Origin of the sequence: Sphingomonas cavernae (assembly GCF_003590775.1) — a bacterium.
Classification (GTDB): Bacteria; Pseudomonadota; Alphaproteobacteria; order Sphingomonadales; family Sphingomonadaceae; genus Sphingobium_A; species Sphingobium_A cavernae.
Map to the genome: position 1 here is coordinate 128,100 of NZ_QYUM01000003.1, position 13,462 is coordinate 141,561.

Annotated in this window: 11 protein-coding genes and 2 pseudogenes; 10 read left to right on the forward strand and 3 right to left on the reverse strand. The window is 60.7% G+C overall.

The features are described from left to right. Positions 1–78: 78 nt before the first annotated feature. Complete coding sequence (locus tag D3876_RS08310) at positions 79–1,422, forward strand: hypothetical protein (protein ID WP_220475439.1); 1,344 nt, start codon at positions 79–81, stop codon at positions 1,420–1,422. Between the two features lie 136 nt (positions 1,423–1,558). Here D3876_RS08310 and D3876_RS08315 read toward each other — a convergent pair whose 3' ends face one another. Beyond that, positions 1,559–2,443, reverse strand: a complete 885-nt coding sequence (locus tag D3876_RS08315; protein ID WP_420801949.1) for an SDR family NAD(P)-dependent oxidoreductase — start codon at positions 2,441–2,443, stop codon at positions 1,559–1,561. A 226-nt stretch (positions 2,444–2,669) separates the two neighbouring features. Between D3876_RS08315 and D3876_RS08320 the strand changes: the two genes are divergently transcribed. From D3876_RS08320 to D3876_RS08355, 9 genes are all read left to right on the forward strand, one after another. Continuing rightward, positions 2,670–3,884 carry a CaiB/BaiF CoA transferase family protein gene (locus D3876_RS08320; RefSeq protein WP_238475303.1) on the forward strand — a complete coding sequence of 405 codons (1,215 nt, stop codon included), beginning with the start codon at positions 2,670–2,672 and terminating at the stop codon, positions 3,882–3,884. Further along, positions 3,881–4,789, forward strand: coding sequence for a hydroxymethylglutaryl-CoA lyase (locus D3876_RS08325; RefSeq protein WP_119761338.1), 909 nt, complete (start codon positions 3,881–3,883; stop codon positions 4,787–4,789). Before D3876_RS08320 ends, D3876_RS08325 begins: the two co-directional genes overlap by 4 nt. Before the next feature lie 334 nt (positions 4,790–5,123). Further along, complete coding sequence (locus D3876_RS08330) at positions 5,124–7,382, forward strand: TonB-dependent receptor (protein ID WP_182911945.1); 2,259 nt, start codon at positions 5,124–5,126, stop codon at positions 7,380–7,382. A 486-nt stretch (positions 7,383–7,868) separates the two neighbouring features. After that, the gene (locus D3876_RS08335; RefSeq protein WP_119761342.1) at positions 7,869–8,543 is read left to right on the forward strand and encodes a TetR/AcrR family transcriptional regulator; all 675 of its coding nucleotides are present in this window, start codon (positions 7,869–7,871) and stop codon (positions 8,541–8,543) included. Positions 8,544–8,758: 215 nt separating this feature from the next. Continuing rightward, a complete protein-coding gene (locus tag D3876_RS08340; RefSeq protein ID WP_119761343.1) occupies positions 8,759–9,643 on the forward strand; it encodes an SMP-30/gluconolactonase/LRE family protein in 885 nt (294 codons plus the stop codon). Between the two features lie 110 nt (positions 9,644–9,753). Beyond that, positions 9,754–10,326: a VOC family protein gene (locus D3876_RS08345; protein ID WP_220475440.1), complete on the forward strand. Its 573-nt coding sequence runs from the start codon at positions 9,754–9,756 to the stop codon at positions 10,324–10,326. Between the two features lies 1 nt (position 10,327). Continuing rightward, entirely contained in the window at positions 10,328–10,585 is a 258-nt protein-coding gene (locus D3876_RS20630) for a hypothetical protein (protein ID WP_220475441.1), read from the forward strand. Continuing rightward, the gene (locus tag D3876_RS08350) at positions 10,582–11,742 is read left to right on the forward strand and encodes an FAD-dependent monooxygenase (protein WP_119761345.1); all 1,161 of its coding nucleotides are present in this window, start codon (positions 10,582–10,584) and stop codon (positions 11,740–11,742) included. The genes D3876_RS20630 and D3876_RS08350 overlap by 4 nt, the downstream gene beginning before the upstream one ends. 14 nt (positions 11,743–11,756) lie before the next feature. Next, the gene (locus tag D3876_RS08355; RefSeq protein ID WP_147417616.1) at positions 11,757–12,092 is read left to right on the forward strand and encodes an MFS transporter; all 336 of its coding nucleotides are present in this window, start codon (positions 11,757–11,759) and stop codon (positions 12,090–12,092) included. 102 nt (positions 12,093–12,194) lie between these two features. Here the strand turns inward: D3876_RS08355 and D3876_RS21210 are convergent. Both D3876_RS21210 and D3876_RS08365 read right to left on the reverse strand, forming a co-directional pair. Further along, a pseudogene (locus D3876_RS21210) lies at positions 12,195–12,878 on the reverse strand (integrase core domain-containing protein). Further along, a pseudogene (locus D3876_RS08365) lies at positions 12,875–13,204 on the reverse strand (integrase core domain-containing protein); the annotation flags it as partial. The pseudogenes D3876_RS08365 and D3876_RS21210, both read right to left, overlap by 4 nt. Between the last annotated feature and the right edge of the window lie 258 nt (positions 13,205–13,462).

The window sequence follows — 13,462 nt, forward strand, 5'->3', positions numbered from 1 at the left end:
GATCGAAGGCCATTTCCATGCGAGCATTTCAGATGCCGTCATTTGAGTCAATAAATTTACCCTTGTGTCAGAACTTGCATGGACATGCCGGGCAAGCGATGCCATCACGATGGCCATTTCCAACAAGTGATGTGCGATGGCAATGGAGGTATAATGAGTCTTGGTCACCGATCCGAAGGATCTGTCGCAACGGCGACGGCCGGCTTGCGCGGCACGATCTGGAACCCCGATCTTCTTCCTGGCGATGTCTCTCTTACCGCGCACGCGCTCACCACGGCGGACGGTGCCTCGGTCACGGGCTATCTTTTCCGCAGGGGCGGCGAGCGAACAGTGGTTTGCAGCATGCATCCCCGCGAATGCGTGGTCACGAACTTCGTCGTTCCCGAAGTGTTGCAGGGCGGCTGCGCCATGTGGGTCATGGCACCGCGTTCGCCGGGTAACGATCTTCGGCTGGAGCATGAAACTGCGCTGCTGGATTTGGCGGCCGGTCAGATATTCCTGCGCGAGACGATGGGATTTGAATATTGCATCCTTCAGGGAACGTCCGGCGGAGGTCCGCTCGCTGCCTTTTATTGCCAGCAGGCTGGGAGGGCGCCGGCGGCAAGGCTGACCCACTCCCCCGGCGGGCGGCCCGTCAAGCTGGCGTCGGCGACCATGCCATTGCCCGACGGGGTGATTTTCATGTCTGCGCATCCGGGGCAGGGCCAGTTGCTTCTGACCCAGATCGATCCTGCGGTTACCGACGAAGGCGATCCCTTCAGGATCGACGAAGGGATTTCGGCATTCTCTACCGCCAACGGGTTTCGCAAGCCGCCGGAATCGTCGAGCTATGCGCCCGAATTCCTGGCGCGATACCGCGCTGCGCAGCGCGCGCGCATCGTGCGTATTGACGCATTCGCAAGGCAGTTGCTCGAAAGAAAGGCCGACGCCCGCCGCCGGTCGAAGGCCGGCGGGGACGAAGAGGCTGCGGCGCTTGCCGCCCATTCCCCCATCTTTCAGGTATGGCGGACCGATGCCGACCCGCGCTGCTTCGACTTGAGTCTCGATCCGTCCGACCGCGCCTATGGATCGGTCTGGGGCGCCAACCCACTCGTGTCCAATCTGGGCAGCATAGGTTTCGCGCGTACATGCACCCCCGAAGGCTGGCTTTCCAATTGGTCAGCGCTCTCCACCAACGTCTCGATGGAAGCCTGTGCCCCGGACTTGGCGGTACCTGTCCAGGTTATCGAATTTACCGGCGACAACAGCGTCTTTCCGAGCGACGCGGCCCGGATCTTCGAAGCGATCGGAAGTGCCGACAAGGAGCGCCACGCGGTTCACGGAAATCACCACGGGCAGCCGATCGTGGAGGGCGCCGCCAATGGCCAGCGCGTCGCGGGGCAGCTTATCCGGAATTGGCTCGAACACCATCGCTTCCGCTGAGGCCGAGCGCCATTCCGGATGTGCGTCGTCGAGGCTTGCCGAAGGCGATGACGCCGCACATCCGGAATGGCGGATCGCTGATCGGATTGTCTGGAATCACGGTGATCGACCGACCGGCGCGTCAGGCCGCGGCGGTCTACGCCGACGGATTCGCCGCGATAGCGCGTTCGAGTTGCTCCCAGCCCTGGGCTGGCACCACCTCTCCCCTACGATCGACCACATCGTCCCATCGCGCGATGACGGCGCCCGATGCAGCGAGCGCGCGGTTCAGGCGCGTACCTTCGGTCAGCGTGATGTTCGCGGCGGCGAAATGTCCTCCGCCGGCGCAAAGAATGACCCTTGTCGGCGCGTTCTCAGATACGATCGGCAGCAGGGCAGGGCTGACAAGTGCCGGGTCCAGTTGTTCGAGAATGTCGGGCGGCATCACGCCAGCCATCATTGCGGTCGAGGCAGCGGGAGCCAGGCAGTTCACCTTGATGTTATATTTTTCCCCCTCGATCGCCAGCGTCTGCATCAATCCGACCACAGCCATCTTGGCCGCGGCATAGTTGGCCTGGCCGAAGTTGCCGTATAGACCCGAGGAAGACGTGGTCATCACCACGCGGCCGTAGGTCTGTTCGCGCATGATGTCCCAGACCGCCTTCGTACAAAGGGCCGATCCCATCAGGTGAACCTCGACGACCTGACGGAACTCTTCCATCGTCATCTTTGTGAAGCTCCGATCGCGCAAGATGCCCGCATTGTTCACCAGTATGTCGATCCGGCCCCATTGCGCGACGGCGCGGTCGACCATGTCTTGCACGGCGGTTTCATCCGTGACCGATCCCGGGGCGACCATCGCCTCCCCGCCGGACTCCTGGATTGCCCTCGCCACGTCCGCGGCCGCACCTTCACCTTGCGAACCGGGCAGGTCGTTGACCACGACTTTCGCCCCTTGGCCAGCCAGAAACAGCGCGTGCGCACGCCCCAGCCCCGCGCCCGCTCCGGTAACGATCGCAACCCTCTCGGCTAATGGCCGCACGTCATACTCCGTCATCTCGTTATTGCCTCCGGCCTCGTTGACATTCGGGCGCGTCCTGTAATACAGCGCTAGGTGTCAGTTATTTGACGTATGAGTCGGTTAATCGTCAAGCTATTTTGGAAAAGCGCCGGAACATGTGGGGCATCCCGCAGGAATTGCGGCCGACACTGGCGTAGCGGTGCGTTCGACGCTCTTGAGAATGATCCGTCGCGATGAGGATGTCCAAATGTTGAGACCAGTGCTGGCCGGATTGCGCGTGCTTGAGCTCGGGCATTATGTTGCCGCTCCCTTTTGTGCCCGGTTGTTGGCCGATCTCGGCGCGGAGGTGTTCAAGGTCGAGCCGCATGGCGGTGATCCGGTGCGGGATTGGGGCGCCAAGATTGACGGTCAGTCGTTGTGGTGGTCGATGCACGGGCGCAACAAGCAAAGCATCGCGATCGACCTGAAATCGCCGCGCGGAAGGGAAATCCTGCTCGATCTTGTCGAGCATTGCGACGCGCTGGTCGAGAATTTCAGGCCGGGCCAGTTGGATAAGCTCGGCTTGGGAATCCCCGCGATGCGGGCGCGTCGTCCCGATCTCATCGTCGCGCAGATATCGGGTTATGGTCAGACCGGCCCCGGCCGGGATCGGGCGGCGTTCGGCGTCATCGGGGAGGCGGTGGGCGGACTGCGCCACTTGACCGATCATCCGCCCGGAACAAGCACGCTGCCCCCCGTGCGCGTCGGCGTCAGCATCGGCGATTCGGTTGCGGGGCTGTACGCCGCCTTCGGGATCGCCTGTGCCTTGTGGCAACGTGACAGGGGCCAGGGCGACGGGGCGGGTCGGACGGTCGATGTTGCGCTTACCGAAAGCGTGCTCAGCCTGATGGAAGGGATGCTTCCCGAATATGGCGCGCTCGGCAAAATCAAGGAGCCGACCGGCGGGGCCATAGCGACTGCCGCGCCGAGCAACGCCTATCCGACCATCGATGGAGAATGGGTCCTGATAGCGGCCAATTCCGCGCCGCTTTTCGCGAAGCTGGCCGAACTGATGGGTCGACGCGACCTTGTCGGCGCGCATGGATATGACAGCAACGCCGCGCGCGTCGCGAGGGCAGGGGAACTCGACGATCTCATCAGTCAGTGGACCAGGGGACACGACGCGGCAACGCTAGTGAAGCTATTGTCGACCGCCGATATTCCGAATAGCAAGGTTTACACTGCGGCGGATTGCGCCGCGGATAGCCAGTATCGCGCGCGCGGCATGGTCCGCGAGGTCGCGGACTCCGCCTTCGGCACGGTGCTGCAGGCCGGCGTCGTACCGCATATTCCGGAGGGGCCTGGCGATGTGCGGTGGGCAGGTCCCATGGTCGGCGAACATGCGCCCGAAATCCTTCGAGCTCTGCTCGGCATGACGGATGCGGATATTCGGGAACTCAAAAGCGAAGGCGTGATTCCATGACGCAGGTGACGATGATCGAGGTCGGCCCGCGAGACGGCTTTCAGCCGATCGTTCCGTTCATTCCAACCGCGCGCAAGATCGAGATCATCGAGAATTTATACGCGGCAGGCGTCAGGCGAATGGAGGCGGCGGCGTTCGTCAGCCCGAGCGCGGTGCCACAGATGGCCGACGCCCCGGAAATTCTTGCGGCGGCTGCGGCTTTGCCTGGGCTGGATGCCCAGGTGCTGGTGCCAACCGCGAGGCAGGCCGACCGTGCGATCGCGGCGGGCGCACGCCATCTCGTGTTCGTCGTGTCGGTCAGCGAGACCCATAATCGCAACAATGTCAGGCGCAGCCCGGCCGAAAGCGTGGAAGAATATGTGCGGCTGGTGGAGCATCTGCCTGGCGCCATCCGGCTCAATGTCGCGACGGCGTTCGATTGTCCTTTCGAAGGACGGGTTTCCGCCGACGCGGTTTTCGACCTTCTCGACAGGCTGGTGCCCTTGGCGCCATCGGCCGAGATCGCGCTGTGCGATACGACGGGGCGCGCGACGCCGGGACAGGTCATGCGCCTCTTCGGCGAAGCGGCAGCCCGTTATCCTGGCGGGCCCTCCTGGGTGTTTCACGGTCATGACACCTATGGCGTCGGCGCGGCGAACGCCTTTGCCGCCTACCAGGCGAATGTGCGGGCGTTCGATGCCTCGGTGGGCGGTCTCGGCGGTTGTCCGTTCGCGCCGGGAGCGACTGGCAATGTGGCCACCGAGGACCTTGTCTGGATGTTTGAGAATATGGGCATCGCGACCGGTATCATGCTCGATCGGCTTGTCGAGACGGCCCATGACGTGACCACCATAGTGGGTGGACAAACCGGCGGACGCGTGCGCCGCGCGCTTGCGGCGGCACACACGCTGAAAACGTCGGAATAGCGGCAAAGGCCCGGGTTGGCCGTTAACCCGCGCGCTGTTACCGGCCGAGCGGCTTTTCGCGGCGGATCGGCATGGCCCGCGCCTTTTCCCATCGATCCGGCACACAGCCATGCCCCGGTTCCGGGGCTGGATGTTCAAGCTTGACATCTGACACATGAGTCATAAAATTGACACCAAGGACGGTATGGCGTTCGATGCTCGGCTTCGAACAAGCGTTGATATCTCATAGGGGAAGATTGAAATGGACGTCGGTTACATTCTGAAATTGCGCCAAGTCGAAACGCGTCTCTCGGTTTGCCGCCGACATGGCTCATTCGGGCTCGTCCGGCCTCTTATGCTTGCATCGATAGTCGGTGCGCTGCCCTCGGCCGCCTTTGCCCAGGATGGGGATCAGGTTTCCGCACCCGCACAGGTCGAGGCGGAGCCCGACGGCGCGATCGCCGATATCGTCGTGACCGCCGAGAAGCGGACGGGTAGCCTGCAACGCACGCCCATAGCGATTACCGCGCTGTCCGGCGCGGAACTCCGCTCGTCGAATTCCCGCAGTCTGGACGATATTCAGGGAATCGTGCCAGGCCTGAAAGTCGGCGCGATTTCGGGCCAGTCGCAAGTTAGCGTGCGCGGCATCGGCACGTCGTCGATCGTCCCCGGTGCAGAAGGTGCCGTGGCCGTGAACGTGAACGAAGTCTATATTTCCCGTCAAAGCGCGCTTTCGTCGAGTATGTACGACCTCGCTAGCCTGGAGGTTCTGCGCGGCCCGCAGGGTACACTCTATGGGCGCAATGCGACCGCCGGGTCGATCAACCTCACGACGGCCCGACCGGGCGATGTCTGGTCCGGATTTGTCCAGGGAACGGTAGGCAATTTTTCGGCTATCAATATCGAAGCAGCGGTTGGCGGGCCGATTGTCGAAGACCGGGTCGGCATCCGTATTGCCGGATTCGTCGACCGACACGACGGCTATGGCACCAACCTCGTCACGGGTAGTGACATCGACGACCGCGACGCGAAGGGGGCGAGGATTACCTTGGTGCTTTCGCCTACCGACAGTCTGAAGGCGACGATCATCGGCGACTATTATCACCAGCGCGACCGCGGCGCGGCCCGGCATTATTTCGGTGCCGACAGTGATATCGCGCTCCCCGGTGTATTTCCCGGTCGTCCCGTCGGCCAGCGCGATGGCGGCTATTTCGCATCCAGGCTCCGCGATATCGCCGCGGGATATGATCCGCAGCTTCGACTGGAAACGAAGTCGATCACCGGGATCGTGGAATGGACCAGCGGACCGTTCGGATTGAAGTCGATTACGAATTATCGCGATCAGGAGTTCAATCTCTTCACGTCTCTGGATGGAGGCAGCAACTTTGCCGGTTTCTATGTGGCGGGCGAGCCCGCGCATCAGGTGAGCGAGGAACTGCAGGCGCATTACGACGGCGGTCGCATTAATGCGACGGCTGGCCTTTATTATTTCCATGAAAAAGTCTCGGCGTCGCCTTCGCGGGCGCCCGAACTTTCCGATGTCTTCTATCCGGCGCTGGGTTTGCCGGCGCCGAGTCCGTCCTTCTATGTCGATGCGGTCGAAATCGGGGGCACCATCAAGACGACAGCGAAGGCGATTTTCGGACAGATCGATTATGAGGTGATTGATCGCCTGACACTGACTTTCGGTCTGCGTTACGGGTCGGAATCCAAGCAATTATTCTCGACCTCCGCATTCGATCCGACCAAGGTTTATGACTTCGACCCCGCCAATCCCTTTTTCAGCACGACGCCTCCCGGGCCGCTTACGGTGCTGCCCAAACGGACGTTCAATTCGACGACGCCGAAGTTCGGCATTCGTTTCCAGGCGACGCCAAGGCTGATGTTCTATGCGAGCTATTCCGAGGGGTTCAGGTCGGGGGGCTATGATATCACTTCCGTCGCGCCGGCCTACCAACCCGAACATCTCGCAGCATATGAGGGCGGTATGAAGGCGACCGCCTTTGACAATCGTGTGCGCGCCAACCTGTCCGGCTTTTACTACGATTATACGAACCTTCAGGTCCAGCAGGTCGCCGGCGTGCAGGTCATCACTCAGAACGCCGGGGCCGCACGTCTTTACGGCGGCGAGGCTCAGGTGACGATCAAGCCAGTCGAAACGCTGACCATCGATATGAGCGGCACATATCTGCATGCGCGCTACCAGGATTATCAGGGCGCATCCTCGGTCCAGCCTTTCTTTCCCGGCAACGTGGATTTCGGTGGTAAGCGGCTGAACAATGCCCCGACATTCGCGGGCCTTCTTTCGGTCGAAAAGGCTTGGCCGCTTGGCGGTGGAACGCTGAGTGTAAAGGCCGAAGGCGAATATTCGTCGAAATTCTACTTTACGCCGGACAATGTTGACCCCCTGTCGCAGGATGCCTTTTTCAAAAGCAATCTCTATCTGCGCTTCGCCAGCACAAAGGGCTGGACCGCGACCGCTTTCGTCAAGAATGTCGGCGACAAGGTAACGAAGACGGCTGCAAACGTCACCTCGCCGATCTTCGGTGCGGCGGTCGAAGGTTCGGTCACGGCGCCCCGCACCTACGGGATCACCCTGGGGTATTCGTTCTGATCCACCGGCGTGTCGTCGCTCGAAGCGGTTGGCCTTTGGCAATCTGACTTGGGACCAGATCGCTTTCCAGTGGGAGACATATTGGGCGATGGCCGCATTCTCGTTGCCTCCCTTGGCCAAAACGAGAGCGGCTTCGCCTATCGCAATGCGGAAACCTGGCTTCAGGACTCAGGCGATGATTGTGGATCCATCGGGACGTTCCACCATGTAGCGGGACGCCATTTCCCCCCTGCGCCAGTAGCGATCCGTTTCTTCCCGCTTAGCCGGCTTGCGCCCTGGTATGAAGCGGTTGATCGATAGTCGGCACTGGATCATATAGTTGTCTACGATGTGGCGTCCGCTGGATAACGGCGGACTTCGCTTTCTGCGCCATATTGACGCGCCATACTATGTTGAATCGGGGATTACAGAGTGAGCGGAAAGGAAGCGGTGGGGGCGAAGCCAGAGGCCTTGGGCGGAAGTAGGGCCGGTCAGCCTACTCGGCCGATGCGCCAAAAGACGCCGGGCGTTCGTCAGTCCATTCTGGAGGTGGCCGCCGCCCTCTTTGCGGAGCGCGGCTATGCGGGCACTAACCTGCGCGACATCACCAATTCCCTGGGAATGAGCCGGCCAGGGCTATATTATCATTTTCCAAGCAAGGAGAAGCTCTTAGAGGCGCTGGTCGAAGAGATAACGTTCTCCGGGCAGGAGCGATCGGAAACCATCGTGCATGATGCCGGCGCTTCCCCGCGCGCACGACTGCATCAGCTGGTCGCATCAAGCCTGCAATGGATGCTGGAGCATGGGCAGTTGTTTCGGGCACTCGCAGGCTCGGAGAATGATCTCCCCGCCGATCTTCGGACAAAGCACGACGATAGCAAACGAGCGGTGCTGAAAAGTTATATCGAGGTCATTGAGGAAGGGATTTTGACCGGCCATTTCCGCCCGGTCGACGCGACGGTCGTTGCATTCGGCATCATCGGAATGTGCAACTGGACCGCCTGGTGGTTCAAGGCGGATGGCCGCAGGTCTTTGGACGCCGTGAAGGAAGAGCTTGCCGAAGCAGCGGTCCGAACCGTCCTGCGCGTCGACGCGCACCGGACTCGCAGCGAATCGCTGGCCGATGCCTTTCGAATATTGCGCGAGGACATTAGCCATCTCGAACGACTGTCGAGCGAATAGGCTGGGCGCTGGCCGCTGAAACGGCCATCCTGCTAAATCCCTTTGGTTCTTATTCTTTGGAACGCACCGGCTTTTGACGGCCGGCCTGACCGTGGATGCAATATTTCCGTCAGAAACGACCGACAAGTCTCCATTTTGGCCGTTCAAATCCTTGACAACCATCCTCATACGTCAAATAACTGACTCATGAGACGGTTTGAGAAGGAGGCAAGGCTGTGGAAAAGGCATTGACGGCGCGTCGGATCGCCGAAGGCTTGCTGTTCGGCGAAGGTATTCGGTGGCGCGGCGACGAAATCGTGCTCTCCGACATGATCGGCGAGCGCGTCGTGGCCGTCGATCCCGCTTCGGGCGCGATCCGCACGTTGTTCGATCAGGGGATCAGGACCAACGGATTGGTCGTGCTCGACGATGGCTCGATTCTCGTACTGTCGATGTATGACACTAAGGTTCTGAAACTCGCGCCCGACGGCGCGGTAGAGACATATGCTGATTTGTCCGGCGTCGCCACCGGCTATCTGGGGGACGTCGTGATGCACGCGAGCGGCGACCTCTATGTGGATGATGTCGGCGTACGGCCTTTCCACGGAGAGCCGCTCAAGCAGATTGGCCGGGTGATCCTCGTCAAGCCGGATGGATCTCTGTCGCCGGTCCTGGAAAACCTATCCTTTCCGAACGGAATTGTTATCTCAGCCGACGGACGAACCCTCTTTCTGGTTCAATCCTTCCTTTCTCCTCCCAGCATCACAGCTTTCAACATTCGGGCCGATGGCTCGCTTGGCGATCCGCGCCCGTTCGCGACCGCCGAGAGCCTGATCGATGGACTGACGGCGGACGACGCGGGCGGAATCTGGGCCTGCGTGCCGCATGAAAATGAAATTCGGCGGTTCGATTCCGGCGGCGAGATCACGCATCGTGTGCTTTTCGGAAACTATGAGCCGATTGCCTGCACGATCGGAGGTCCGAACGGGACGGTTATGGCCGTCACCGCGATCAAGTCTCTGGAAGGGCGCAACATTTTCGAGGAGATGCAGGCAAAAAAGGTTCGCGCCGACATTTTCACGGTCGATGTTCCATTCGCGAACCGGTTGAGCCGGCCTTGATGTAGCGGTCGAGCCGTTCGGTGCAACCGGAACTGGGAGGGGCTCGTGGCGCGTTCGCGATAGCCCACCGCAATCTGGCTTGCAGCTAAATTGAGACGAGGAGAAATCATATGCCAAGTCTGAGTGGCGTGCATCACACGGCCCGACCCACTTGGAAGCTGGCCGAAACCGTCCGCTTCTATCGGGACATTATCGGCCTGCCCGTTTTCCATGCGGTATCCGCCAAGGGGTGGGGGCCGGAAAATCACCCGGATTTCATCCATTTCTTCTTCGATTCCGGTAACGGCAGCACGATCGCCTTCTTCTATTATTTCGGGGAAGACGAGCCCGAGCACGAGGAGCCGAGCGCCTGGCATCGCCATTCGACGCACACCGCCTGGCGCGTCGAAAACGAACAGCAACTGCTCGACTGGAAGGAGCGGTTCGAAGCGCACGGCATCGAGGTCATGCAGGTTCGTCACGAGATCATCGATTCCATTTATGTGACCGACCCCAATGGATATATGGTCGAGTTCACGCTCCAAGTCCGCGAACTGACAGAATATGACCGGCTCGACGCGAGCCTGACGCTCGACGCCGCGATTGCTATCGAACAGGAACGCGGCACGCGTCTTACTGAAATCGAAAGCCTCTGGCGCCGCAAGGCCGACCTGGTGAAGTCGAAACTGGCGGAGGTCGCCTGATATGCCGTCGGTCTATGTGCTCGCCGTTCCCGAATTCATCGCCCTTGCCGATGTCTCGCGCGAGGATCCGAAGCTGTCAGTTTCGGACGTCGGTTTCGGATATCTCCGGATCGACGCCGAGGACGAGATAGTCTTCGAGCGCCGGAAGCTCGGGTTCAAGCCCGCCGTCTGGTACAGCGCCTTTACCGGCGGGATCGAGGGAAGGATAGTCGAGTTTGGACGCGATGTCGTCCGTATCGTATCGGATAGTGAAGAATGAGGATAGCTGTACTGGGAGGCGGTCCAGGCGGCCTCTATTTCGCGCGCCTGGTCCGTCGGGCTTGGCCGGACTGGCCTGTCGACGTGTTCGAACAAAACCCGCACGATGCGACTTTCGGTTTCGGCGTGACTCTAGGCGGCGCCGCGTTGGGACGGATCACCGATGCTGACCCCGAACTCGTCGGGCGCATTGCAAAGGCGTCGGTTTTCAACAATCGGCAGAATATCGATCTCAACGGGAGCGAGATCCTCCTGGAATATGAGGTCGAGGGCGCGAGCATCGAACGCTTGACGTTGCTGACGCTCATGCAGGAACTGTGCGAGGCGGTGGGAGTCAATATTCGCTACAATCAGCGCGTTGCGTCCACGTCGGAACTCTCCGGCTACGACCTCATTATCGGGGCGGATGGCGCGAACTCGATGGCCCGCCAGGAGCGGGCGGCTGCCTTTGGTGCGAATAGCCGCGTCCTCAATAACCGTTTCGCCTGGTATGGCGTGCGCAAGAAGCTCGAACCTAATGCGCTGGTGTTCCGCTCCGCGTTCGGCGGTGCGCTGGTTGCCCATTATTATGCTTATACTCCCGAGATGAGTACCTTCGTCGCCGAAGCCGACGAGGCAGCATGGGTGAACGGTGGGCTGGGTGACATGACCGACGATCAGCGGCGTAGCATATTTGAAGAGCTGTTCGCGCCGCAGCTCGAAGGGGCGTCGCTCATCGAGAATAATTCGATCTATCGGCAGTTTGCCGCAGTGAGTGTCGATCGCTGGGTCGATGGCAATGTCGTTCTGATCGGGGATGCCCAGCGGGTCGCGCATCCCTCGATCGGCTCGGGTACGCGACTGGCGATGGATGACGCCCAGGCACTATTCGATGCGTTGCGTGAGCAAACCGAGCTTCCTGCGGCGCTCGAACTTTTCGAGCGCCGACGCCGGCCGGTGCGCGAGAGGTTCGCCGAAGCCGCACAGCGCAGCTTCGACTGGTACGAGCGGGTCGGCGAGGTGATGCAGAAACTGCCGATCGACTTCGTGTACGATTTTCTGACGCGGACGGGGCGGATCGACGATACGCGCCTGATTTCCTACGTGCCTGACTTCGCGACGTTATATGCTAAACAGCGTGGTTTTGATGTTCCGTTACGGCAGCCTAGGGGCAGGTGAAAGCGGGCGCCGTCGTGAATGACGCCATCGATTCTGAAAAGGGTCCGTGGCCCGGCGGGCCTTCCGAGTGGAAAAGCGGCGCTCGGTGCCTTGTCGGCGCCATCGCCGGTTATGCGACGGGCTTCGGCTTTATGTATTTCAGCGCCAACCTGTTTATCCAGCCCATGCGCGAAGAATTTGGCTGGACGGCGTCCGAGGCGACCTTCCTGCCGATCACGACCTTGGTAATGGCCCTGCTTTTCCCGGTGTCCGGGCATCTGGTTGAGCGTTTTTGGAGCACGCCTACTGGCTGCGACTGGGCTGTGTGGGCTCGCCCTATGCTATATCCTGCTCGCCTGTATTCCTATTGACGTGCTCCCCTGATTGTTACCAGTCAGGGGTAGAGTCTCGCTCCTTCTGAGCTGCACGCCGATCCTGGACCAGCTGGCTGGAGGCTTTCCAGCGTGCCGACATCAGGGCGGGCCATGTGCCGCTGATGCCAACATGAGCGATATCGGCGGTTTGTTGCCGATCGCGCTGTGCGGTCGTACTTCGTTGTAGTCTCTACGCCAAGCCTCGCATTTGCGGACCGCGTCATCCAGGCTCATGAACCAGTGCGCGTTCAGGCATTCCGCCCGGAACTTGCCGTTGAAGCTTTCGATGAACGCATTGCCCGTCGGCTTGCCAGGCCGGGAGAAGTCGAGCGTCACGCCTTTCATGTAGGCCCACATGATCCAGCCCGCGGGAGATAAACTCGCTGCCCGGATCGAGCCAGGATAGCCGACTTCGGTAGCAGGATCGTTCCCACCGCAACACGCTGCAGGCCCTGCGGATGCCGACCTGCCATGTGCTGCGGATATCATCGACCAGCTGGCGCCGCCGATCAGGCCTCAGAGCTTTCGCGAAACGACATCCTGCAACATCGCCTTGTCCAGGCTGAGCTCTGCAACCAACCGCTTGAGCTTCGAATTCTCCTCCTCAAGCTGGCGCAACCGCTTCATCTCCGACGGCATCAACCCAGCATATTTCTTGCGCCAGTTGTAGTACGTCGCCTCGCTGATTCCTGGCTTGCGGCAGACCTCGCCAACCGATGTCCCGTCGTCCGCCTGCTTGAGCACGAAGGCTATCTGCGCCTCGTTGAACTTCGATCTCTTCATCTCATACTCTGTATCCTGGCCCTGCAATCATAACTGGTATTTTCCAGCTCAAAACGGTCCAGAATTCCGGATGCGTCACCGCCCAGATTCGAGTGCGGCCTGACGTGATTGTAATCGTGGCGCCATGCCATGAGCACGAAACGCGCATGCGCCAGTGACGTGAACAGGGTTTCGTTGAGGCATTCGTCGCGCAGGCGCCCGTTGAAGCTCTCGACGAAGCCGTTCTGCATGGGCTTGCCCGGCGCTATATAATGCCACTCGACCTGACACTCCTGCGACCAGCGCAGGATCGCCGACGAGGTCCGCTCGGTGCCATTGCCGCGCACATCGAGTCTGCCCAATCAGGACGGATGTTGCCGGCGGGGTAATTCCGAGCGCCTCCATCAGCGCCATGGGCATCAGAAAGAGGATGCGATTGATGAAGTCCAATGCCGTGACCCTGGTAAAGATCGCATCGAGATCCGGCAGGGCTTCGACTGCCAGATAGGAAGATTCGATGGTGATGCCGAGCGCCCACAGCATCCGGCGAACTTCGCGGAACTGAGGCTCGATCCTGTCATTTAGCAGCCGCCAGATGCGGTCTT